Genomic DNA, 25,003 nt, shown 5'->3' with positions numbered 1-25,003 from the left:
TAATATTTACCTATTTGCACATGAAAAAGATTAATACAAGCCAATCTAAACTAACCACCTCTCTGATTTGGCTGGTGTTTTTGGGAGGTATTTTAATATCGCTGCCTGCTAAGGCTCAAACTACTGTGAGCGAGTTACAACAATTGATTAATGATGTTCCGGCTAAAGGAACGAAAGTCATTGATTTAGAAGGAAAAACTTACCAACAAGCCGATATGCTGGAAATTACCGGAGGTAGGAATATTACTCTAAAGAATGGTACACTTTTAAGATATAACTTTTATTCTCCCGGAACATTTGTGCATGTGATGGATAGTTATTTGACGTTAGAGTCTGTTGTTGTTGATGGCAACGAAAAAAATAAGAATACGGTAGGTCCTCTCATTAGTTTACGAAGTTCAGAACTAACAGTTAAAGCAGGAACAGTAATAACTAATAATGATATAACGAGCAAAGTAACAGCCGGAGGTGTTATGGTAGACGGAAGTTCTTCTTTTGTTATGACAGGAGGAGAAATAGGTGGCTGTTATGATTATAACATGGGGCAAGTCTATGTTGCTAAAGGAGGACAGTTCACAATGACTGGTGGTACCATCCGTTCTGTTTGTACCGAAGGCAATGCTACAATAGGAGGTTCAGCCAAGATTACATCTTACTTTAGACTGAATGGAGAGTATCATCTGATGCTTTCTTCTGCTTTGGAAAATGTAATTCCTATTTGGAGAATATTGGCAAAAGAAGGTGCCATTGCTGTGACAGCTACGGATGGATACACTTTGACAACTGATGATGTTGCTAAATTCAAGGATTATCAAAATAATTGGTCTTTTGATCTAAAAGATGGCAATATTATATGTACCGAACAGTCTTCCACTGTGAACAGCGAAGACGAACTACAAAAGAAAATAGATGCGGCTCCGGTAGGAAGCACAGGCTCTCCCACCTCTATATCTATTGGAAATGTGGAAATTACGAAAGGTGTCACTATTGATGGTAAATATATTACATTGACAGGAGGGAGCATTATAGGAAACAGCAGTAATTCCTGGATTACCCTGAAAGGAGGAGGACTTAATTTGAATCAAATAAATATAACTCGAAAAGGATCATCAAATGGTTCACCTGTATATCTCGACAGAGGGGGACAATTGATTATCAATAATTCAATCATTGACGGCGAACGGGCTTTGGAAGGTGCTATCAATGTAGGGTCCCAGTCCGGATCCATAGTAATAAATCAGGGTACAATAAAGGGTATTATTTCCAATATGAATGCTTCATTAACCTTTAACAGTGGAAGTGCTACTACTATATTTAGCAAAGTACCGGTCAAGTTGAGTGGAAACGTGCAGATAAGCGGTGGTGTCTCATGTGAAATTATTTTGATGAGTGCCCCTCTTTACAAGTTGAAAATGGCGATATTAAACCAATCTTCCAATGTTATAGCCAGCGGTACAGGTGGTTTCATTCTGACGGAAAACTATCTTTCCATGTTTGAATGCATTGATACCGAATATAAATTGGTGTGGAAAAACAATCAGATCCTTTATGAAAAGACAGGTGGAGAGACACCCTCTGTAATAGAGACAGAAGATGAACTGCAAAAAGCCCTTGATGCTGCATCCCCAGGTTCTGAATCTGCCCCAACGATCATACCCATCAAGAATGTGACATTGACAAAGCCTCTTACCATCGATGGTAAATATATAACCTTCAATGGAGGAAGTCTGGTATCTTCCAACAGCTCTGCTAAGATAAACATTAAGAAAGGCGGACTTATTCTGGATAATATTTCACTCTCTGCCGGATGGAGCAGTTCCGGTAAATTCATTACAGTAGGCAGCAATGGAACACTGGTAATTCGTTCGACAGCTACTATCAGCAGTAACTCCAAAGACTTGAATTTGATTTATATAGAAGCAGGAAGTACATTGAAAAATGAGGGGATTATTACCGGATGTATATCGAGTAGCGGTATACTCTATTTAACCAATGGTACAATTCACGGCCAGGTGAGTTCTTTTGGCCTGTTTTACCTGTCAGGAACAGTGAAGATAGATACCGGAGTCTATCTTTCCGGAAGTGCCGCGATAACGATGACGAGTGTTCCTAAATATCTATTGCAGATATTAACCGACGGTGAATCATCCACTGTCGTAGTTAAAGGGGGAAGTGGTTTTGTTCTTTCTGAATCGTATTTAAATAAGTTTGTCTGTATAACGGAAAACTGGCAGTTTATCTGGAGTAACAATCAAATTTTGGTAGTAAAAATACAAAGTACGAATTATAAAGTAACCTGGAATATACCCTCCGGTGTAACAGTCAAACCGGAAAGCGGATATAATGCTACTTCTATCGTAAAAGGAGGTGATTTCAAGTTTACAATCGTCTTTCCTTCCAACAAAAAAGTAATTGTAAGGCAAGGTTCTATCGTGATAACTCCCGATGCGAATGGGGTCTATACACTTACCAACATTCAGGCAGATATAGTATTGACAATAACGTTGGAAAATAAAATAGGATATACGGTAACTCTTCCTTCTCAAACCGGTTTTGATATTAAAGTTGTTGACGGATATGACGCTTCACTTATACTGGAAGGTGCTGATTTCAAATTTAGTATCAAACCGAAAGCCGGGTATGAACAGTATATTGTAAAAGTGTTCGTCAATAATACGCTTATAACTCCTGTCGGCGGATCGGTATATACTATTGTAAATGTACATGCCAACCTGGTTGTGAGAATAGAGGTAACACCCCCAGTCATTGAAGGAGTGTTCAATATTATTTGGAATGCAGACGAAGGAGTAACGTTAGTTCCTGAATCCGGCTATGATAAGAATACAGTGAAGCCAGGGGATGATTTTAAGTTCCATATTGTAACAGATGCCTTACATAAAGGTTGGGAGATGCTGGTACGGGTTGACGGTATTCTTCTTTCTCCTGACATTTGGGGTATATATACCATATCAAACATTCGTTCGAATAAAATTATAGAGATTACTATATCTGAAGTATTTAATATAACATTCGTAAAACCGAGAGAAGATGTAAAAATGGTGGTTGAAACGGGTTATAATCCGGAAAGGGTACTGGCCGGAAATGATTTCAGATTCCGACTGGAGAGTAAGTATAAAGCCAACCAGTTACAGGTGATAGCCAATGGAGAATTATTGATACCTGTAAATTCTGTATATACTATTTACAATGTATACGAAAATAAGATTATAACTGTAACTGTCAATACATCTGTCGGAAATGAAGATATTCATTCCGACCGGGTAGAAATAGTAATAAGGGATCATAAACTCTGCATCAAGCATCAGGAGATGAAAAATATACCTTTATATATAACTTCATTCGGAGGAAGTATCGTTAAGACAAGCCTGCTGAATGGAACCTACACTGAAATAGATATTCCTGTCAAAGGGGCATATATTATTTTCTTTGAGGGATTCAGTCAGAAGATTGTAATAAAATAGTAAAGTAAAGTATTAAACAGGCATGGGTTTCATAAGATAAAAGAAGTCCATGCCTGCTTTTTATATCGAACGTCAGCGATCGGAGAAAGTAGTTTCCTGGCATGTTATTTTTCTCCTTCTGCCGGCTTTGATACCGTCTGCTGTTTCGGTTGAGGTGTATTGTCTCCATTATATAATTCATTCTTTTTCTTATTCGCATTCTGTACCAGGCTGGTTACATAAACGGTAAAGATAGGGAACATCATCATCCCCAATGCAGCCAGCAGGACCGATAATATCCTTCCTGTCGGAGTGACGGCATATATATTCGAACCGACTGTCGTCACGTCCATAAAAGCCCACCAGAGGGCGTCGTCGTAGCCGGTTACCTGCGGGTTTACCTTGTGCTCGATCACGAAGAATATCAGGCTGGAGAAATAAACCGTTGCCAGCAGCATGGTCAGATAAGAGACGAACAAGCCCGAAGCTTTGTTCGACGACAGCCAGCCCACCACGATAGCCAGCGCATAGCCGCTACGTGCCAGCGGAATAAAACGCAGGAAATAGGTGATCTCCGGAGAGAACTCGATCCCGTAATAATTAATAATATTCAGATAAGGAATGGATACGATCAGGAAGATAAAATGGCTCTGCAGATAATATAATTTACGTTTTGATAAGAAAAACTCTAAAACGAAATCGGCAATGAAGAACATACATATCCAGAATTGTATTTTCAGATATGACCCCTGCGTCATAAAGGGAATATTCTTGAATGTATCGATTGAAATTACAACAATAAGGAATAGCGAAAGTAACAAAATGACAACATGCAATACTCCGTATATTCCTCTTTTCTCATAAATAATATCACTGAAAGCAGACTTCATTGCGTTTAATATTTAGGCGTTTAGATAGAAATATTTTAGGCTATCTAACAGTAGAAAGACTGATTTTGTTTTTAACACTATTCTGTTAATTAACCTAGTTTGACATCTTGTTGACAAACTAACACAATACCGATTTGTTTTACTGACATATTTAAAGCGAAACTAAACAAAACAAAATTCACATTTAAACAGTAAATTCATGGCAAATGTAGGAAAAGCAGTAAAACTTGGAGTTTTTACTCTTGCAATTATGAATGTTACGGCGGTAGTGTCTCTCCGCGGACTACCAGCCGAGGCTGTATACGGATTAAGTTCAGCCTTTTATTATCTCTTTGCGGCAATTGTCTTTTTGATACCGACATCGTTGGTGGCTGCCGAGCTGGCTGCTATGTTCCAGGACAAACAAGGTGGGGTTTTTCGATGGGTAGGGGAAGCCTACGGAAAGAAGTGGGGTTTCCTCGCTATCTGGGTGCAATGGATTGAAAGTACGATCTGGTATCCTACCGTATTGACTTTCGGTGCCGTTTCCATCGCCTTTATCGGAATGAACGATGCACACGACATGACTCTGGCTTCAAACAAAATGTATACACTGGTTGTAGTGTTGATCATTTACTGGCTGGCTACCTTTATTTCACTGAAAGGATTGAGCTGGGTAGGTAAAGTTGCTAAAGTAGGCGGTATTGTCGGGACGATCCTTCCGGCTGCCTTGCTGATTATTCTAGGAGTTGTTTACCTGTCTATGGGCGGTCATTCGAACATGGACTTCCACGGTGATTTCTTCCCTGATTTCTCTAAATTCGATAACCTGGTGCTTGCTTCCAGTATCTTCTTGTTTTATGCCGGTATGGAAATGGGCGGTATTCACGTGAAAGATGTGGAAAATCCATCCAAGAACTATCCGAAAGCTGTATTTATCGGTGCGCTGATCACTGTGATCATTTTCGTTCTGGGTACTTTCTCACTGGGTATCATCATCCCGGAAAAGGATATTAACCTGACACAGAGTTTGCTGGTTGGTTTCGATAACTATTTCAAATTCATCCATGCTTCCTGGTTATCTCCGATCATTGCGGTCGCATTGGCATTCGGTGTGCTGGCAGGTGTATTGACATGGGTTGCCGGTCCGTCAAAAGGTATCTTTACTGTTGGTAAAGCCGGTTATCTGCCTCCATTCTTCCAGAAAACAAACAAGATAGGTGTTCAGAAGAATATTCTGTTGATACAGGGACTGGCTGTTACATTCCTGAGCTTATTGTTCGTTGTAATGCCTTCCGTACAGAGTTTCTATCAGATCCTGTCGCAGTTGACCGTGATCCTTTATCTGGTTATGTACCTGCTGATGTTCTCAGGTGCAATCGCATTGCGTTACCGGATGAAAAAAGCCAATCGCCCGTTCCGTATCGGTAAACATGGTAACGGTTTGATGTGGTTTATCGGCGGTCTTGGTTTTTGTGGTTCATTACTGGCGTTTATATTAAGCTTTATTCCACCGAGTCAGATTTCTGTCGGTAGTAATACCGTTTGGTTTGCCGTATTGATCATCGGTGCTATTGTTGTCGTAGTTGCTCCGTTTATTATCTATGCTTCTAAAAAAGCATCCTGGGTCGATCCGAATTCAGAGTTCGAACCGTTCCATTGGGAAGAAGCAAAAGTACAGGCTCCTGCAGCAGGAACTACTGCTACTGCTCAGACTACCAATACAAATAGCACAAGCACAACAAAGGATACAACCAGTACTACAAATACACCCACGTAATCATACTTATGTAATTTCTATTCTACGTACTAAAGAGAAGAGGGGCGGAACCTGGGAAGGTCTCGCCCCTTTATTATACTTAGTGCGGGTGTGTATTAACGAACTATTTCGATGGAAGCAGTTCCCAGTAAACCGGCTTTCGTACTTCCCCGGTACATGGTCGGGACAGACAGGTAGTAGTTGGCTGCCGTATTGTAAAGCAGTATTTCGATCCGGTTGTCTCCGTCTTTTACATATTCTGTGATGTCGAACCGCCAGGGAGGCGTTAGCTTTAACCCGACTTTTTGTTTGTTTACCCAGACTTCGGCTGTGGAGATGACTTGTCCCAGATTCAGGTATATTTTATCGCCGGAACGCTTTTCCAGGCGGACATTTTTCCGGTACCAGGCACCGCCGGAATAGGTAGAAAGACCTTCTATCTGTGTCCAGTCTCCTGCAGATATCAATCCGTCTCCGCAGGTCTGCCTGATCGGTCCGTCGATAGCGGCACCTCCGGTATTACCCCACGGTTCTTTTATCGATATGGCTATCGTCGATATACGTCTGGAAGGGTTGGTTACGGTTGCCTCGTAACGTGTCAGGCCGTCCGGACGTCTCTCTTTCACGGTCAGATCGCACAGGCTACCGTTTGCCCATACCTTTGTTTCACCGAAGGCCGAGAACTCCAGTTTTTGCAGGCCGGGAGCCGATGTAAAACGATATTGTCCGTAAGTCGGTTCTTCGGTTCTCTTTACGTCGAAAGGCAATAATGACAAGTCTCCCCGGAAATTCATCGCAAGCGGCTTTTCTGCGATAGTTTCTTTTACTATGCGCGGAGTATCTCCGGCTTTGCGTATCACACAATAGGTCACTCCGAATGTGTCATAATGGAGGACGATTTCGTTGGTCCCTTTATTGAGCGGAACGGTAGAAGCGGATAGATTGCTTGCCTTTCCGTTTATATAGACCTTAGCCGGCTTGAGTTCTCCGAATACCAGTTGATAGTTACCGGCTTCGGGTGCCAGGACATTCGAATAGAGGTAATAGTTTTTATTCCCGCTGGGATCTTCTACACGAATTGTTTCCCTGAATTCTTTTTCGAGTTTGCCCATACGGATAAACTCGTCGTGCACAGTGGCTTTCAGTCCGTGCCATCCCTGATGCCCGTAGTCGTTTTCAACTCCCCAGCGCCATGAGAAGTCATAAGGTTTCCAGGAATATCCTTTATTGTCGATGATTATCCTGTTACTCTGGTAAGGAAGATGGGAGAGAAGCTCTTTCTCCGATAATTCGGGTACGGCTTCCAGTATCATAAACTTGGTACCGTAAGTGAAAGTCTGGTTTCTCCATTCTGAATCGTCGAAAGAAGGAGATTGCCAGTCTTTTGTTTCGGAAGAAGCCTGGTTGTATCTGGCTTTATAGATGTAGGCTCCCAGAAGTTCATCCGTAGCAGGCCAGTGGAAATCACCGAACTTATTGTTCAGGGAGGGTTTGAGGTCGAATGACCATTCTCCGTCCAGTAGAATGGTGTTGACGACTTTTTCCTGGTCAGGATTTGCAATTACTACCTTTTTAGCCGGGTCGAAGACGAATAGATGAAGATCCTGCTTTTCCAGCGGCATCCGGATGATGGTTCCCTCCGGTGTTACTTTTGAGGCAGTGATTTCTTTTGTTTTTCCTGTCCAGGGGTCCCATAGTTCGAGTCCTCCGGTAGCACGGAAAAAGCATTCGTTGCCCGAAGGCACATTATACACGGCATAGAGCTCTTTGTTTCCCAGTTTGCGGTGCATGATATAGGGTGTATCTTTTTGCGGATGCTGTGACAGGATACGGAAATCGCGGGTAAGATTTGTGTCGATAATATCCAGGACCTCTTTGTTTTCGTTAGCAATAAATGCATTCCTGCTATCCGGCCCGAACAGTTTGTTGAGTATCGACCGGACTTCGGGATCGTTCAGTCCTTTCTTCTCTGTTGCTTCGGGCAGCTCTCCCAGGTTGATGACGATCCCCCCGTTTTGTTTGAACCGGAGGGCCTTTTCCAGAGAAGAATGACGGATCGCTTTCATGGACGGGATGATCAATACCCTGAATTCTTCACCGGAGATATTGATCTTACCGTTTTTAATACTGGCTTTGGCAAGCGATTCATAATCCATGAAGTCGAAATCGATGCCTTCCTTATACAGATATTCTCCCAGGCTGAATGCTTTCTGAACCGCTGTGTTGTCATAACCGGCTACGACTGCTTCTACCGGATACAGGATAGCGACATCTGCCCGGTGATATCCCTGCGAAAGGATATAGCTAAGACGTTCGGTACATTCCAGGAACGGTCCCATCTCTTCCCAGTAAGGCATGTGGGTGTGGTTGCAGGGAGGTGCCCATTCCCACCATCCTCCCATCGTGCTGTAGTAGAAACCATGCAGGCTCAGTAAGTTTTGTCCCATCACGAAGTTAGCAAATGTGGCATCGGTCAGATTGGCTGTATTGGTGTCCCAGTTACTACTGTGGAAACCTTCCAACCATACTCTGGGACGTTGGTAAAGATGGGCAATTGAAGAGGCTACTTTGTTCTTTATTATATCTTTTCCGAGATTCGGCTGATCGCAACCGGGCGCCTGGTTCCATCGCTGGGTACGGAAATAGTCGCCGAACTCGCTGACATCTTTTCCCCGCCCGCCATGATCGCAGCCGTAGATCAGATTACGGTCTTCATGCCATTTATATACCGGTATAAAGAAGTTTTCTTCGCTTAACGAAACCATGACATCATTGTAATCCAACCGTATTTTAGGAGTGCTACTACCGATATCTGTGAACAGGCCGGCAAGATAAGGCATAATATCGTACCCTTTCCGTTTTTTGAACTCGTCCCGGAAGATTGCGTTCCATATATAGCCATGCAGGTTGAAGTTCAACTCATCGGAAAAGAAGAAGTTGAGTCCTCCTTTGGATTGTTCCGGAAAACGGTCTTCAAACCGTTGGAAGAAATGTTTGACATAGCTTTTTCCTGAGAGAGGGTGCATCGGATCGAGTGAAGGTGTTTTAGTAGCACTATATACCTGTGTTACGATCCAGTCTCCTTCGGGTGACTGCCATTCTATTTTATTGCCTGTGACCTTTTTGGACAGGTCGATGCCGGAGTTTTCAATGATCTTTCCATCCGTTCCCAACCGGTAGGCATAGAGGGAAAGTAATTGTTCGTGGCAGGTCTTTTCATATTTGTCGCGGATGGTGTCGCTTTCGAATTTCAGTTCGGCACCTGTTAGTCCCGGATTTTCCTTCAAGGCATCGTCGACATAGGAACCTTGGCCTACTCCCAGTGTATAATCGCTGAGGCTGACGGTCATATTTCTTTTTTTCGCTTCATCCATGAACCATCCGAACAGCTCCCACCATTCTTCCGTGAACAGGGCCGGTTTGGAAGGAAAAGTAAGACCGTAGCTGACTCCTCCTTTATCCGAATGGGCATAATTGACCTGCAGGCTGGTGACTTTTTTGGCAGCCATCTGGTCCAGATGATAAGTAAGATGTTCTTTGGTCAGTGTATCTCCCATCCACCAGTAAAAGGGCACTTCTCCATATCCTTTTGGAGGTGTTGCAAATCCGCTTTTCAAATCTGTTTTACCGGAACGGTCCGGATGACCGGGAGCCAACTGTCTTGTCTGGGCAGACAGGATCTGTGACAGAACGCATAAGGTGAGGATAAGGAGCTTTTTCATGGGTGATTAGTTTATGTCCATAATAAAACAAAAATAGGAACTAATCAGGAGAAGAATGTTTCAAATATGATATTATTATTATGTGTTTTGATCTAAAAAACAGAGAGATACTATGTTACGGTATCTCCCTGTCTTGCTATAATCAGTGTTGCGGGACGTTTTTTGCGTCAGCTATCCGCCCGTTGAGTATGGATTGTCTGCGATTGTCCCAGTATTTGCAATCAAGCTCAAAAAAGGTCGATGTGTAGGGTTTTGTCAATCCTGTTTTGATAATAACCACTTCGAATAGGTTGCTGATGCTATCCAGGCGGCCAATCAGGTTATCGTGTTCGATATGCATTATTTCAGATGGTGATAATACCTTTTTCATTTCCTCTTTCAGATTTGCTATTCCCGGACAAATGTCCTCTTCCAGAAAAGATAATTCTTTATCCTGGTAAGTATGGGCATACACATGTGAAGAGTTATCCAACATCTTTTTTACTGTACCTAGCACCTTTGTATAGGGTTCGTTTGCATACAGGGTGGTGATGCCTTCTTTGGCTTGCAACGGGTAAGCCATGTCCGTTATGACTATCCAGTTGCGGTGGCCTAACAGCGGAAGTTTTTCCTGCAAGGCGGTTTGCCAATTTGCGGAGTACTGAGTCTGTAGCTCTGTTGCAGGCTCTTTTTGAATGCTGCAGCTTAGAAACAAGTTGGCCAATAAACAGTATATTATGATCCGTTTATTCATAATTCTATCGTTTGATAATTTGTTTATCTCCTTCCGGCAGGTTAAAATCTTTCAGTCTTATCTCTTTGTTATTACCGACGATAAGAGATTTCAGTCGGAGTGAACCGTTGATCACTTCGATGGTAACATCATTTTCAGTAACCTGGATAGTTCCCCATGCATATCCGTTACTCCAAAAATAATTTCCGGGGCGGTCCGTAATTTTCATACTTTTATCGACACCCGAATATTGAAAGTCGCTTAAGGCGATAATGGCAGACCAGCTTGCCATTGAACGGGCATAATGGTGTCCGCATTCCGGTTCGCTGAAAGGGTTCCGTTTGGCTCCGTCGTGGCGTTCACGTACAGACCGGATACAGGTTAGGCCTTCTTTTTCCATGCCTTCGTAAATCATACCTACGGCGGCACAGTATTCAAATCCGGTCATTACCTCTGCAAAGTAAGGAAATGGAACTTCCAAACGTCCTTTGGGCCAGGAAGCCATAAGCAGGCCGGATTCATTGCCCATTACATAAGAACGCATATTATTGAAGTGGCGGCTGAAGTCTGTTACATAGTTATATTTCATAATGCTGTTCATAGTCGTATGAATGTGATCTTTGTTCCCCAGGTAACCCAATCCGCACAGATGTGCCATGTATTGACCGACCAACTGATCTGCCAGGCAACCGGGACCTAGCTGGAAAGGCGGGATCTTGACATCCGGATTATTCATATCCAGATATTCGAACGTTTCCGGATCGGTGATTTTATGTTCATAATATTCGCCATTGAACAAATTCTCATCCATCCAGTTACTGCCTTTTTCAAATAACGTGTGACACTTTTTCGCGAAGTTTTTGTCTTTCATGGCTATAGCCATCTTTTCAGCAGCCTTTAATGCTCCCATATACCAGAAGCCCATTTGAGGGTTTGGACCATAATAGTTCACGTCCATAGTATTATGCTGGGAACCTTCCATGACACCATCCTGATTGCCGTCCCATCCTTTTTCCGTCCAGGCATAGGAAAGAACTTTCTTTATCTGTTCCCAATTGCTTTTCAGGAAATCGGTATCGCCTGAAAGCTGCCATTCACGGTATATCTTCATAATACAGCCCATTTGTCCGTCAGCTGCTGCACTGTTCTCTTTACTCGCTTCCGAGAGCGGCAAAGAGGCCCTGAAGTTCATCAAACCATTTTCTTTGGTGGCATAATTGAATTCTACATCCCGCATGGTTTTTGCCAGTTCTCCGAACAGATAAGGAGTTGCCACTTCATAATTCCATACATGAGTGCATGAACCGGCACATGAACCGAAACGGTCCATTACACCTTCCCATCCCATCATATGCCCGCTGGGTAAACGAAATACGGTCTGTGACCGCAAAGTGGCGAGGTTAAACAGAGCTGCTTCTTTTACAATATCCGGATAAGATGTATTGAGTAGGGCGTTTACGAAGGATAATGTTTTCTTTTCCAGTCCGGGTATTTGTGGTATAATTGTCTCTGCTGCTTTCCAGGCATCGGGATATTGCTGGCTGTAATAGTTGCCGACAACAGTGGAAGACCAGGCTTTCCGGTTCGGAAAATTCCAGGTGATATAGAAAGTAAATGTTTCCGTACTTTGTGCTCCTACGGTTTTTTTTACAGACAAAGAGGCCATCGGGTCTTCATCTTCCTGTTTGTTCCGTTCCGTCAGCATGCCGTCTGCGCTGAAATCGTCCCAGAAGTTTAAGATGCCGTTGTTCCAGCTATCGGCTTTGGAGGAGGTCCGGTAGGTTACGCCGTCGGTTGCCTGGGTGGTAAGGGCGACAGTTCCCCAGGCCGGATCGTTTTTATCCACACCGTCCGAATAAAGATAGATTCCTTTTATTCCGTTGCTTTCAATGTATTTGTTCTTATTGTCTTTCACGCCGACAGGTATGTAATCACCTTTCCAGTCTGTGCGGAATTTACTTCCGTCTTTACCTATGAAGTTGCGCATGGAACCACAGATGGCAACGTCTATCGGTTGGTTGGTGGTGTTGGTAACTTCGTAAGAGAGAACTGCTACAGGTAGTCCGCTCGATTCCGCATCGCCCGGAATCAGCGGGTTAAAACCTTTTATTTTCACTTTTACAGGCAGATCTTTATCAGACAAGTGTACTTGCCCGAAAGGATAGGCAGCATCGAATGACGCCTGTGCAAAGCGGGGAAGACCATGATGATTTACCGGACGGCCTTCATAATGAAGATATTCCTGGGGATATAAAGGCCCCGCCAGTAATGTAGTAGTAGCTTCCCGGTTCTGCGGTTTGGCATAGATTGCAAAAAACGGAGCATTATTACCGGTTGTTACCGTACTGTATTTCTTTGCCGGAACATTCATAATTTCCCAATCCCGGAGTTCTCCGCGACCACCGAGTGATACTGTCCCGGTCCCTATTCCACCTAACGGCAATGCGATCTGGTAGAGGTGTCCCTGGTCGTATTTTTTAAGTACGGGCCATTGTTGCGGCTTCCATTCCTGAGCCGCTATGATACCGGAAAGTAATGTTCCGGTTACGATCAATTTGAATTTATTCATGCGTAAAATTAAGTATATTAATTGAAAGGCTGGTTATACTATGCCTTACTAACCAGCCTTTCGGTTTTACAATCAGATTACCAGTTCGGATTCTGTGTCAGATTCGGATTATTATCTCTGGCGTTTTGCGGGATAGGCCACAAATAATGCTTGGAAGAATCGAAAGTCCTGTTTTGTCCCAGGAATTTTTCCTGCGTATAGTCTCCGATCGCAGCCTTTTCATCCTTATTAATACCATATCCGGGTTCATTCAGAACTTTTTCTGCGGTTTTCCAGCGGAGGATATCGAAGTAACGTTTATGTTCCGCTACGAATTCATGACGTCTCTCTCCACGGATCTTTTCACGCATTTGTTCCTGGTTGCCCAGTAGTTTATCGACAGAAGGCAAACCGGCACGTGTTCTTACCTTGTTCACGTTCGTGGCAATTTTTGCATTGCCCGGATCATACTCATTCAATGCTTCCGCCTGGATCAACAAGACTTCCGCATACCGGTAAAGGCTGAAGTTGGTCCATGAGTTTGCTGGCTTAGCTAATGTTTGATCGTTATATTTCAGATACATATATCCCGTAATGCCGCCTCCCTCATTGTTTATGCGTTCAGGGTTGTTAAAGGCCGGATGGGGCATATAAGGTTCATATTTACCGTTCGGACGGAGACATTCGTAACCCGGGAGGAAGAATGTCTTCTTCAGGCGTGCATCCCGGTTCTCCCATGGATTGTTCATGTCATACTCTTTCGATTCGTAGATGCTTTCACCATTCGTCATTTCGTACGAATCGACCAGCTGGCGTGTAGGGCAGAAGCTGGCCCAGCCTTGTCCGGTTATTCCTGTTCCGGCAGGCGAACAAAGGATCGGCAACATGTGAGTAATCTCGTCTTCCAGGTATTGTTTAGCCAGGATAACTTCTTTATTATTGTTATTGGCTTCTGATTTGAAGATGTAGGCAAAATCTTCTTCAAGATCATACATGTTCATATCGATCACTTTCTGGGCAGCATCGGCGGCTTCTTTCCATAGGTCGGCAGCATCCTGGTTATTATGGAATTTTTTGTAACTGGCCATATCCAGATACATGTCTGCTTTTAATGTAAGCGCGGCTGCCTTATTGATACGGCCGGTATTGGCTCCGCTGTAACTATCTGGCAGATATTCGATAGCTTTGTTTACATTTTCCAGTGCATAATCCAGGACTTCCTGCTTAGAACTTCTGGGTAGTGCTGCATTTTCTAATTCGATCGGTTTTTCTTTGATCAATGGAATATCACCGAAATGACGTGTCATTCTGTAATATTTCAATGCCAGGATGAAACGTGCTTCTCCCTCGAAACGCTGTTTTTTCGTCTCATCGATGGTTATACCGTTCAGTTTGTCGAGATAATAGAGGATGCGGTAGATATCGCCGTAAGTCCATTCTTCTTTCAGGTAACCGGTTGCGGCGTTATGGATACCCTGGCAAATGTAACCCAGGCCACTTTCGCCCCATGAATTTGTCATTAGAGAGTTATCGCTTTCACAGTCTCTCCAGAAGTCGCGTTCGCCGGGTAAAAGAGGATAAAGAGCATTTATCCCTTTCTCTGCGTCTGCTTCTGTTTGCCAGAAGGTATTTTCTGAAGCCTGGGATAACGGATCTCTGTCAAGAAAATCGCTGCAGCTGCCTAATATGAGCGCTGAGGCCAACATGATATAGATACTATATTTTTTCATATTTTATCAGAATTGAAGATTTAAACCAAATGCAAATGTTCTCGATAGCGGGTACCAGCTACCTTCCGGGTCGAAGCCGTCATAACCGGTAATGGTTCCCAGGTTTTGTCCGGACAAGTAAAGTCTGAGATATTGAATATTTACTTTCTCCAGTAGTGTTTTCGGGATCGTATAACCGATCTGTACGTTCTGAATTTTCAGGAAGTCGGCTTTACGGAGCCAGTAGCTGTTGTATTGAGTATCGTTGGCTGTATTTGTCAGGGTCAGGCGTGGATAGGTTGCATCAGGATTTGACTCGCTCCAGGCATCCATATGCATTGGACGTGCATTCTGCGACAGATAGAAAGCCCATCCCTCGTATCCGCTGATATACTTTTTGACATTTAAACGGCCATACATATTCATGGAGAAGTCGAATCCTTTGTAACCGAAACGCAAGTTGATACCGTAATTTACAGGTATTTTTCTGTTCAAAACGGTACGGTCTTCTCCATTGATTTCCTTATCTCCGTTTTGATCTTTAAATTTGATATTGCCTGGCAGTACATTACCCTGTTTGGCATGATTAGCAATATCTTCTTCGTTTTGGAACAAGCCTTCGGCCTCATATCCATAAGGTAGCTGGTAACGGTCGTTCAGGTAAGTGATGGCATTTCCTTCTATCCATTTATCTGATTCTCCCATTTCCAACACTTTATTTTTTGAAAAGCTGGCATTCGCATCGATACCCCATGAGAAATCACCTCGACTGTCATCGTAACTTACCAGAAAATCCATACCCTGATTTCTCATTTTCAAAAGGTTGGAAAGAGGTGCCGATAATCCGAACTCTGTCGGGACCGGTGGTGTGTACAGGATATCGCTTCTCAGGTTGTTGAAGTAATCTACGGTTAATTTGATCTTTTGATCCAGGAAACCAAAGTCGAGTCCGACATTTGTGAATGTTGAAACTTCCCAGGAGATATCCTTATTGATTGCGACGTTATTGTATGCGCCGCCGACCAGGTTATTGTTGAAGGCATAAATCTTAGGATTGTAAGCCAGTACCTGGGCTGTCGGGTAATAACCGACCTTTTCTGCATCTCCCAGTTTACCCCAGGAAGCTCTGATCTTCAGTTCGGATAGCCAGTCGATATTTTCCATGAACGATTCACGGTTGATATTCCATCCGGCAGAAAATGATGGGAATGTACCCCAGCGATGTCCTTTTGCGAAGCGTGACGAACCATCCCCCCTGATGTTCGCTTCAAACAGGTATTTGCCCTCATAGTCATAATTCAAACGACCGAACCAGGATTGGATAGCAACATCTTTCGCATTTCCTCCATTTTGTTTATTACTGCTGCCTGTATCGAGAACGTCTATATTGTCAAAAGGCATATTGTCGCGGGAAGCCCAGAATGTTTCATATTTGTAATATTCCTGGGAATAACCAGCCAGCACTTTGAAATTGTGTTTCGAATTGATACTGAAAGCATAATCTGTCGTAAATTGTAACTGGGTACGGAAATCATAGGCATTCGTATTTTTTAGTGACGATACCATATTCTCTGTTTTTGCAATATTTCCGTCCGCATCGTACAGGTAGTATGTATTGACCCTGTCCTTGTTCGTCTGGTCGTGGGTATAGCCGGATACACTACCTTTAATATTCCAATCTTTCAAAGGAGAATAGACAACATCGAAAATAGCCAGCATTTCTTTATGCCTTTCTTTGGAATAACCAGCTTCGTTTACTCCGGCTATCGGATTACTTGCCATGGAAGAACCGATTGCATATAGTCCGTTTGGTTCTCTGATTGCTGTAATCGGAGATATCCGGCTGGATTGGCTTTGCCAGTATTCTGTTCCTCCGTTCGGATTTTTGATATTCGTTTGCGTATATTGCATATTTAAACGGGCCGTCAGATTCTTTAATATCTGAAATTGCAGGTCCGGTTTAAAAATGAGACGGTTATAATTGTTATTCGGCAATGTTCCTTCCTGATAGTCGTTCGACACGGAAACACGGTAAGTGATTGACCTTTCCTTTCCCGACAAGGCGATATGGGTATTGTTGATAAGGGTATTTTTATTGTAAATCTCTTTATACCATTTATTGTCCGCATACTTTCCTGCTCGCAGATCCTGAATACCTTGTTCTCCAAAATAAGCGTCTTTTCCATCGTTCATCAATGCTTCGTCGTACAATCTCATATAGTCTTCCGCACCTACAAAATCAAGTTTGAACTGTGGATTCTGGATACCGATATTTGTAGAGAATTCCACTACCGGACGATCGGAAGCCTTTGCTGTTTTTGTAGTAATGAGAATAACGCCATTGGCTGCACGTGATCCGTAGATGGAAGCAGACGCAGCATCTTTTAGCACGGAGATGCTTTCGATATCGTTGGGGTTCAGGGTATAAATGTTACCCGGTATTCCGTCGATCAGAATTAATACACCGGAACTGCTGCCTATAGTGGATGTACCCCGGATATTAATACTGGCTCCTGATCCAGCGGCACCACTACCTTTACTGACCATCATGCCCGGAACGGAGCTGGCCATCAATTCCTGGACATTGGTTACGGGGCGTGCTTTCAATACTTCATCTGTTTTTATCGTTCCTATGGCACCGGTCAGGTTCACTTTTTTCTGTGTGCCGAAACCGACTACAATGACTTCATCCAGCGCTTGTGTATCTTCTTTCAAACTGATTTTGACCATACTCTGGTTACCTATGCGGATTTCCTGGGGAATATAGCCGATATAGGAGATGAGTAATGTGGAATTACCTGGTATATCCAAGCTGAATTTTCCATCCATATCCGTGATTGTCCCTGTAGTAGCTCCTTTTATAGAAACATTGGCTCCAATAATAGGCTCTCCGTTTACATCTGTCACGACGCCTGTTATTTTTTTTGTGCCTTGCTGGCTGATAAGAGATGGTTTGTCCGTACCATTCTTTTTGAGTAATAAAATGTATTTATTGTCAAATTCGTAAGTAATATCCGTATCCTTGAATGCATCTTCCAGATAAGAAATTATTTTTCCTGTTTTTTTGTGAACAGTGATTGAACGTTCGGTATTTACTTCCCGGTTTCTGAATACAACCAGATAGTCAGTCTGTTTTTCTATTTGATTAATAAGTTGACCAACGGAAAGTACGTCTGTCTCCAGTTTTATGATGGTATTTTGTGCTTCAGAATTGACCGCAACCATCTGGAAAATGCAGACGAAGAGCATAACAAGTGATATTCTCATGATTCTAAAATATTCTTTAAAGTGTTTATCATGTACAATAAAGAGTGGTAACAAAGTTTTTATTTTCATATCTTTGCTAATTGTTAGGTGAATACTAATTTTAACTGCTAGTGTTTACTTGCTTCTTAACGGCGGATGGTTCCAACATCTGCCGTTATTTTTTCTAAAAGAGTTTTCCCATAGGCATACTATTTAAAAGGTTCGACATTCAATTAATTTAATGTGATGATATTGCTTTCTTCATCTTTTTGTATTTTAAATTTATGTATTTTCTGTATCATCCGGAGAATTTCGTCGATGCCGTCCCGTTGACGGAATTTACCTGTGTATTCCCATTTGAAAATAGAGGGGTCTTTGACTTCTATTTTTACGTCGTAGTAGAGTTCCAGCTTTTTCAGGATGTCGATAAGAAGTTCATTCTCAAAACTATATATTCCATCTCTCCAAAGAAAATAGTCAGGATGAGGTATAGAGCTGATTTGCATTTGATTTTCTTTTATTGTCACTTTTTCATCAGGTTTAAGGATCACTCCTTTCTTCCCGGAATGTGGAAAATAGACATGTAACGATCCTTCGAGCAGGCTTGTTTGAATATCTTTTTCGCCAGGATAACTGTCTACATTGAACTTTGTGCCTAAGACCTTCATTTCTACTCCCTGGGAAGATACGATAAACGGTTTTTCCGGATTCTTAGCGACATCGAAAAAGGCTTCTCCTTCCACGGTCACTCGTCTTTCTTTTCCGGAGAATAAAGCCGGGTAAGTCAATTTGGTCTGAGAGTTCAGCCAGACTTCGGTTCCGTCCTGCAAAGTTAGTCTTACACGTTGACCGGCAGGTACATAAAGGGTGTTTTCGATGTTCGCTACAGGTTGTTGCACCTCATAATGACTGGCAGTGAGCCAATAGGTCGATAAAACGAGCAATGCGATGGCCGCAGCATAACTGGCTGCATGCAACATGGTTTTACGTATCTTTTTTGTCCGGATGATTTTGTTGAATAATATATATCCTTGCTTATTCTCCTCCTTATTGTCTGATCGGTCGGAAAGAGTCAGCAGGGCATTCATATTTTTATATTCGATGAATTGTTTTTTCAATTCACCGTCAGTCTCCACCAGTCTTAAAAGCTGCAACCTTTCTGTAGTATCGAGCTCTCCCTGGAAATATTTTATTATTTGTTCATTCATAATTTTGTCCTTATATATAGTAGACACCTGAACGAAAGAAAATCGTTAAACAAAAAATAATTTTTTTCGAAATTCTTATAAGGAAAGTAGAAACAGCAGTATCGGGAGGTAATCTTTGAGTTCGTTTCTTAGTTTTTTATAGGCAATACCTATTTGACTTCCAACGGTATTAATAGAAATATTCAGTTCCTGAGCAATCTCTTTCTGTTTTTTACCTTCAATTTTGCTCATGATGAATATCGTCCTGCATCTTTCAGGAAGGGAGTCTAATACTCGGCTAATGAGTTTTTCAATATCCTGATCGGAAAAAAGATTGTTATCGAAGGCTTCCAGTGAATCTAAATTCATTCGTAGGGAGATAGCGTATTCTTCCTGTAGTTTACTGGCTGTATCTTGTACGACAAGTTGGTGGCGCAGGTGATTCAGGCATTTATTTTTGATGGTTGTGAATAAGTAGGCGATGAGATTCATATGCATATTGAGCATTTCTTTGTTTTCCCAAAGTTCAACGAAGACATCCTGCACAATATTTTCGGCATCTTCATCCAGGATGACGTACTCTTTGGCAAAGTGTTTCATTTTTGAGAAATAAGAGAGGTAAATGTCTTCAAATCTGACATCCTCTCTTTGTTCGCCCAATACCTTTGTTTTCATTGATTGATAACTTTGTTCTAGAAGAACTACATCTAAAATATCTATTTATATAATTGATAATCAGATATATAAATATTTGTATCATTTAAAAAAAAACTTTGTATACTGTTCTTTGGATCAAATGATTTATTCCACACAATTAGGAACTTATCTTATAAATAACTTATATTTGTATTTCAATAAATATAATAGTTCTTCTAGAACTCAGGTTATTAGTGCGTTTATTTTTGTTTTTAGATACATCTGAGAAGTGCTTATTTAACTATTACAAATTTTCAGCCGTAAATTATTTTATTTCCTATTGCTTTACGGAAAATTATCTTTATATTGCCGTTCTAAGTTAATCTGTTAGTATTCAGATAGATGCTCTTGTCCTTTCCCTGGTACATACTGAAGAAATCAGCGGCTGATAATTGTCGGCCATACGGCTGATGATTGTGAACCGTATGGCCGATAATTATCAACCATACGGTTGAAGGTTGTCAACCGCTGATTAGTCGCCGTACTAATTCAAATTAGTAAGCATACTTTTTTCGGTTACATCGGCATGAAATTCTTTATCGGTTACCGGGATTTTTTAATTCCGGATATTTAATACCGTAATAACCTGTTATTGCAGCTAACAGAAAGTAATAATTATCTGCCAGGTAATTGTAGCCGGTAGGAGCTCCTCCTTTGGTCCGCCAATCCACACTTTGCAAATATCCCGGAAACAGACCGGAATGAGTATACTCCCGTTCATAGGTATCCATCATTTTAAATAAGATTTCATCTGCCTGTTCTTTCATGCCTGTATTGTAGAGCGCTTGTATAAAATGATAAGCAGTTTGTCCGCATAGTCCTCCATTTTCATAACGTCCCCAGCGGGTCATTTCATCCCATTTACCTTTATCCTCTTTCGATACGGGAACTGTAGGGCCTGGAACACCATAAACGAAATTATATCCTGCCTCTTTCATGTTTTTCAATAACTTTTTGATGATCCTTTTCGAACGCTCTTTTTCAACAAGTCCTTCATTAATGGCCATAGAGTTGACGAATGAAAATTGATAATCATGGATTTTCCCATCCTGACTTATCCATCCGGCATACATACCTGTTTCTTTATTGTAGAATGTATGATTAAAAGCACTATGAAACAGGTCTAAGCGGGTCCGGATGGAGTCTGCCTCCGTTTTCATATCCAGTAAAGTATATATCTGGTGCATGCCGTTTAGTGCTTTATAGGCTAATATATTCAAATAAGCATCTTTATGACCGAAAGCAAAATCATCCCACCAGTTCCAGCTACTTCTTCCTTCTTCGAATTGATTTCCGTGGAAAGGGGCTTCAAATATCCCGTCATGGTCTGTGTCTGCATCCAGTACACCTTTTACTAACCGGTTGATTTGAGGTAAATAATGACGAATAAAATCCCAGTCGTTCGTTGCAAGTAAATATTTATGCAAAGAGATCAATGTCGTTTCCGTACATTCCCAACCAAAATCTTTAATGCGGTTATTCTCCCCGATCCGTTCCTGCAACGCTATTTCTATAGAAGTTCGTAAAGCAGCTCTCATGGAGTATGTTCCCGGCAGTTCAGGTGTGAACGGGATCATATCCGCTTTGAATGCCAGGGAAAGATGTCCGATACCTTCCAAAATAATGTTGTCTCCCATTGTTTGGTGTACCGGATTCACTGTAAATGAATTTTGCCAGCATCGTTTTAACCCGTTGAAGCGGGGATCTGAAAAATCACAGCCCGCTATTTGCGGATAGTTCTCATCCAATACTGTGAAGGTCAGACATGCTTTATTTATCGGTTTTTCAGAATGGAATGAAAGAATAACCGAACCTAGATGCACTGATTTTCTCCAGGCATGTCCGCCTCTGTTAAATGGTCCTAAGGATAATCCCGTATTTTCATAATCGGGAACAAAATGTTCCTGAATATAAACTTCATCCTGATCTGCTTCTATTTTAACCAGGCCATAATCAGGGAAATGAAGTACTGCCGGTAATCGAAAAGAGGCTTTTACTATTTGTGGGGTATAAATCGTAACAGGTGTGTCATATAATGTCGATGGTTTATTTTCTGTTTTCTCAGCCCATACTGACATGGGAGCGATATCCGGAGCTGTATGGATCCGGAAAAATTCATGGCTGAATTTGTTACCTCCTCCTCCGATCGTAATAGAAAATTGTCGTTCATTGGTCGGTATGACTGAGCAGTTCATTACTGTCTTATCAGGAAAAGTAACGTTCTCGTAACAAGTTTCCATCCCTTTGTATATTGCCGGATTTTGAGTCAGAAAGGAAGAATTGTCCCGGTTTATGAGCACACCTCCTTTTCCGGGACGTAATAATGATTTATCCAGGTATTTCCGGTTACGTCCTCCTGACTCTATATTCCAATAGGACATCATCGGGAAATTTTTGGACCATGATAGCGCATAGTAGGGGGAGACATACGTTATGAAATCACCGTTGGTATCTATCCGTACCGTGCTCTGCTCTTTCGGAGTGTTTTTCCCTGTCGTAATCGCATTCAAAACTTCAGAGAATGTTCCGACCCATATATCCGGACGGGAGGCAAGGAAGTCTACTAATTTTTTATGTTCATTTGCATCAACTGTCAGATAATCTCCTCCGACACCGTGGAAGACAATAATTGCGAGTCCTCCTTTCTCAACAGCTTCCTGTACATAGGCTATCAATGAATCAGCAGAAATTCCGGTATGGGCGGGAAGTGTCGGTATCATCGCATAGTTCAGGCTGTCGGTATTTGTTATGATTCCGCGATCTCCTCCGCGTGCGAATCTCGACAGGCCTGAAGCTAACAGAGGCTTTGAATAATCTTCTCCTCCGGCTACGCATTGGGAACAAGGGTAAGCATACGCATGTTCTTTTTTTCCGTCTATTGCATACAGGAAGTTATTCATCATTCCGATTTCGATAAGCATATCTTTTACCGAATAGCATTCCAAAGAACGACAAGGTTCTGCGGTCTGCCCGGTGGTCTGGGAGAGACAGGGATGAAACATACTGTGGTTTCCGAGTTCATGGCCCCTTTGACTGGCTTTACGCCATTCCGGGATATCTTCTTCTTTGACAACCTGCCCGTACAAGAAAAAAGTTCCTCTAAAATTGTGCTCTTCCAATTGTGGTATTACAATTTGAAGCTGAGATTTTAAACCGTCGTCATATGTGAGGATTACAGCTGCTTTTTTCCCTTCCGGCCAATGTATCCGGGCATGCGTATCGTGTACGATCAAAGAGAATAATAAAAAAATAATGGATATATTTTTCATGTGATTGAGTTTATAATTATTCAATAAAGGCTGTCCCAAAGAATGATTGAGACAGCCTTCATTACTTAGTTCTATACATATGGTTTGTTACCAGGATGCGTTTTGCGTCAGATTCGGATTCATATCTCTTTCTTCCTGAGGAATCGGCCAGTACATATTTTTTTGTTCTGTTACTTTAGTGGATAAGACAGAACCTACCAGATCGGTTTGTTTTTGGCCATTTGTTTTGGAAATATATAATCCCCATCTTTTCAGGTCGTAGAAACGAAGACCCTCGGCTGCAAATTCCACAGCTCTTTCTTTCTGGATACGTTCAAATACCTGGTCTTTTGTTGTTACGCTTAAATAAGCAGGACCGGAATTTAAAAGTGCGATCCCGGCACGTTCCCGTACCTGATTGATCAATTCGACAGCACCGGATAGGTTCGATGTCTCATTATAGCATTCTGCCAGCATTAACAATACATCTGCATAACGGATGATGGGGAAATTCACCGGTGAATGGAAGCGGTCGGCTATTAACCCGTCCATATCATATTCTGGTGTGAATTTACGGTATAAATAGGTATTATGACCGAAGGCATTTCTGCAATATCCGTATGTTTCATTGGCCGGATTCGATGGGGCGAGTACCATTTCACAGTCTTTCTTCGCATTGTTAACCCAACCTTTGTACAGGTTTTCCGTATAGGGTAAAATAATGGTAGACTCCATACGCGGATCCCGCTCTGAATACATTTTCCGTAGTTTATCCACATTTTCAGGATATGCAGCAACGTATTGGCCTTTTTCGTCGAAGGTGGAATAAAAGACTTTTTCTTTTATACTTTTATTGGTTGAAAAACCGGGAAACAATTCATCCCAATCGAATGGGCGTCCGTCTTTATATTCATACATGTCCACCAGTTCGACAGAGGGAACCAGGCAGTTGATACATCCCCCGTATGAGGCGCGATTGGCGATATAATGAACAGGCATACCATAAGCCGTACTTGCTCCGCCCAGGTTTTGAACGGCAAATATCATTTCTGAACTTTCATCGCCACCCGGCTTGAACAATTCTGCATAATCAGTATTTAAAGCATATCCGTAACCTCCGTTACGAACTTCCTCCAGAGCTTTGGTTGCTTCCGCATATTGTTTGGCATAAAGCAGTATTTTTCCTTTTAATGCGTAAGCTGCACCTTTTGTGGCACGTCCTTTATTTCCGCCGTCCCATGTTTTGGGGAGATATGTGCATGCATTTTCCAGATCTTTCAGAATAAAATCGAGGACTTCTGCTTCCGTATTTCTGGTTTTATACATGTTGTCATATTCTTTTTCTATGCTGGTCGTTTCGTCATACAGGGGAACTCCTCCATAAAGATTCAAAAGTTCATTGTAATATAAAGCTCTCATAAACCGTGCCTCAGCCTGGTATTGAGTTTTTAGATCGTCGGACATATCGACTGAAGGTACATTGGTGATCAATGTATTTGCCCGGGCGATACCGTCGTATAGGCGTTGCCATACAGATTTGTATAATCCGGTAGTAGAGTTGCTTTGGCCTTGCGCCACTTCTATGAAACCATAAAGTCCCCAGTTCAACCCGATACCGATGTCGCTCAAACAATCGCGGGTATAATAAATACTGAAAACCTCGTCTTTCTTCATGGCTGCATATACTCCCATCATACCTTCCTGGGCATCTGCTTCATCCTGCCAGAAAGAACCGGAATTAACCTTGTCGGCCGGATATTGATCCAGATCATAACATCCGCTCAATAATACAAGGCTTGTAAGAACTGAACTTATATATTTTATTGATTTTTTCATGTCGATCTAT

At 42.1% G+C, this 25,003-nt stretch carries 12 protein-coding genes; 2 read left to right on the top strand and 10 right to left on the bottom strand.

All coding sequences use genetic code 11. The features are described 5' to 3' along the window. Nucleotides 1-20 precede the first annotated feature (20 nt). Nucleotides 21-3,482, top strand: a complete 3,462-nt coding sequence (locus tag DWX23_RS12070) for a hypothetical protein (protein ID WP_122374675.1) — start codon at nucleotides 21-23, stop codon at nucleotides 3,480-3,482. Between the two features lie 104 nt (nucleotides 3,483-3,586). Here the strand turns inward: DWX23_RS12070 and DWX23_RS12065 are convergent, their stop codons facing one another. After that, nucleotides 3,587-4,351, bottom strand: coding sequence for a potassium channel family protein (locus tag DWX23_RS12065; RefSeq protein WP_122374674.1), 765 nt, complete (start codon nucleotides 4,349-4,351; stop codon nucleotides 3,587-3,589). Between the two features lie 199 nt (nucleotides 4,352-4,550). Here DWX23_RS12065 and gadC point away from each other — a divergent pair, with 199 nt between their 5' ends. Further along, the gene (gene gadC / locus DWX23_RS12060; RefSeq protein ID WP_122374673.1) at nucleotides 4,551-6,110 is read left to right on the top strand and encodes a putative glutamine/gamma-aminobutyrate antiporter GadC; all 1,560 of its coding nucleotides are present in this window, start codon (nucleotides 4,551-4,553) and stop codon (nucleotides 6,108-6,110) included. Between the two features lie 95 nt (nucleotides 6,111-6,205). On the opposite strand, the gene DWX23_RS12055 is transcribed toward gadC, so the two are convergent. From DWX23_RS12055 to DWX23_RS12015, 9 genes are all read right to left on the bottom strand, one after another. Next, entirely contained in the window at nucleotides 6,206-9,811 is a 3,606-nt protein-coding gene (locus DWX23_RS12055; protein WP_122374672.1) for a glycosyl hydrolase, read from the bottom strand. A 142-nt stretch (nucleotides 9,812-9,953) separates the two neighbouring features. Then, nucleotides 9,954-10,544 carry an RbsD/FucU domain-containing protein gene (locus tag DWX23_RS12050; protein WP_122374671.1) on the bottom strand — a complete coding sequence of 197 codons (591 nt, stop codon included), beginning with the start codon at nucleotides 10,542-10,544 and terminating at the stop codon, nucleotides 9,954-9,956. Nucleotides 10,545-10,548: 4 nt separating this feature from the next. Next, on the bottom strand, nucleotides 10,549-13,092 hold the full coding sequence (locus DWX23_RS12045) for a GH116 family glycosyl-hydrolase (protein ID WP_122374670.1): 2,544 nt from the start codon (nucleotides 13,090-13,092) through the stop codon (nucleotides 10,549-10,551). 77 nt (nucleotides 13,093-13,169) lie between these two features. Then, complete coding sequence (locus DWX23_RS12040) at nucleotides 13,170-14,801, bottom strand: RagB/SusD family nutrient uptake outer membrane protein (RefSeq protein ID WP_122374669.1); 1,632 nt, start codon at nucleotides 14,799-14,801, stop codon at nucleotides 13,170-13,172. A gap of 6 nt (nucleotides 14,802-14,807) precedes the next feature. Continuing rightward, nucleotides 14,808-18,047, bottom strand: a complete 3,240-nt coding sequence (locus tag DWX23_RS12035; RefSeq protein ID WP_233587592.1) for a TonB-dependent receptor — start codon at nucleotides 18,045-18,047, stop codon at nucleotides 14,808-14,810. Between the two features lie 212 nt (nucleotides 18,048-18,259). Then, nucleotides 18,260-19,234 carry a FecR family protein gene (locus DWX23_RS12030; RefSeq protein ID WP_122374667.1) on the bottom strand — a complete coding sequence of 325 codons (975 nt, stop codon included), beginning with the start codon at nucleotides 19,232-19,234 and terminating at the stop codon, nucleotides 18,260-18,262. A gap of 75 nt (nucleotides 19,235-19,309) precedes the next feature. Further along, nucleotides 19,310-19,888: an RNA polymerase sigma-70 factor gene (locus DWX23_RS12025; RefSeq protein ID WP_122355274.1), complete on the bottom strand. Its 579-nt coding sequence runs from the start codon at nucleotides 19,886-19,888 to the stop codon at nucleotides 19,310-19,312. 557 nt (nucleotides 19,889-20,445) lie between these two features. Further along, nucleotides 20,446-23,178, bottom strand: a complete 2,733-nt coding sequence (locus DWX23_RS12020; RefSeq protein WP_122374666.1) for a polysaccharide deacetylase family protein — start codon at nucleotides 23,176-23,178, stop codon at nucleotides 20,446-20,448. 87 nt (nucleotides 23,179-23,265) lie between these two features. Continuing rightward, nucleotides 23,266-24,993, bottom strand: a complete 1,728-nt coding sequence (locus DWX23_RS12015; RefSeq protein WP_122355278.1) for a RagB/SusD family nutrient uptake outer membrane protein — start codon at nucleotides 24,991-24,993, stop codon at nucleotides 23,266-23,268. Nucleotides 24,994-25,003 lie beyond the last annotated feature (10 nt).

Origin of the sequence: Parabacteroides sp. AF18-52 (genome assembly GCF_003479145.1) — a bacterium.
In the GTDB taxonomy this organism is placed as follows: Bacteria; Bacteroidota; Bacteroidia; order Bacteroidales; family Tannerellaceae; genus Parabacteroides; species Parabacteroides faecis.
The sequence above is the reverse complement of the archived record's forward strand: the minus strand, read 5'-3'. Positions and strand labels throughout refer to the sequence as shown.

Coding starts and splice junctions, on each gene's coding strand:
- DWX23_RS12065 (WP_122374674.1), bottom strand. CDS start 4,351: ATGAAGTCTGCTTTCAGTGATATTATTTATGAGAAAAGAGGAATATAC.
- DWX23_RS12030 (WP_122374667.1), bottom strand. CDS start 19,234: ATGAATGAACAAATAATAAAATATTTCCAGGGAGAGCTCGATACTACA.
- DWX23_RS12055 (WP_122374672.1), bottom strand. CDS start 9,811: ATGAAAAAGCTCCTTATCCTCACCTTATGCGTTCTGTCACAGATCCTG.
- DWX23_RS12015 (WP_122355278.1), bottom strand. CDS start 24,993: ATGAAAAAATCAATAAAATATATAAGTTCAGTTCTTACAAGCCTTGTA.
- DWX23_RS12025 (WP_122355274.1), bottom strand. CDS start 19,888: ATGAAAACAAAGGTATTGGGCGAACAAAGAGAGGATGTCAGATTTGAA.
- DWX23_RS12050 (WP_122374671.1), bottom strand. CDS start 10,544: ATGAATAAACGGATCATAATATACTGTTTATTGGCCAACTTGTTTCTA.
- DWX23_RS12035 (WP_233587592.1), bottom strand. CDS start 18,047: ATGAGAATATCACTTGTTATGCTCTTCGTCTGCATTTTCCAGATGGTT.
- DWX23_RS12070 (WP_122374675.1), top strand. CDS start 21: ATGAAAAAGATTAATACAAGCCAATCTAAACTAACCACCTCTCTGATT.
- DWX23_RS12045 (WP_122374670.1), bottom strand. CDS start 13,092: ATGAATAAATTCAAATTGATCGTAACCGGAACATTACTTTCCGGTATC.
- gadC (WP_122374673.1), top strand. CDS start 4,551: ATGGCAAATGTAGGAAAAGCAGTAAAACTTGGAGTTTTTACTCTTGCA.
- DWX23_RS12040 (WP_122374669.1), bottom strand. CDS start 14,801: ATGAAAAAATATAGTATCTATATCATGTTGGCCTCAGCGCTCATATTA.
- DWX23_RS12020 (WP_122374666.1), bottom strand. CDS start 23,178: ATGAAAAATATATCCATTATTTTTTTATTATTCTCTTTGATCGTACAC.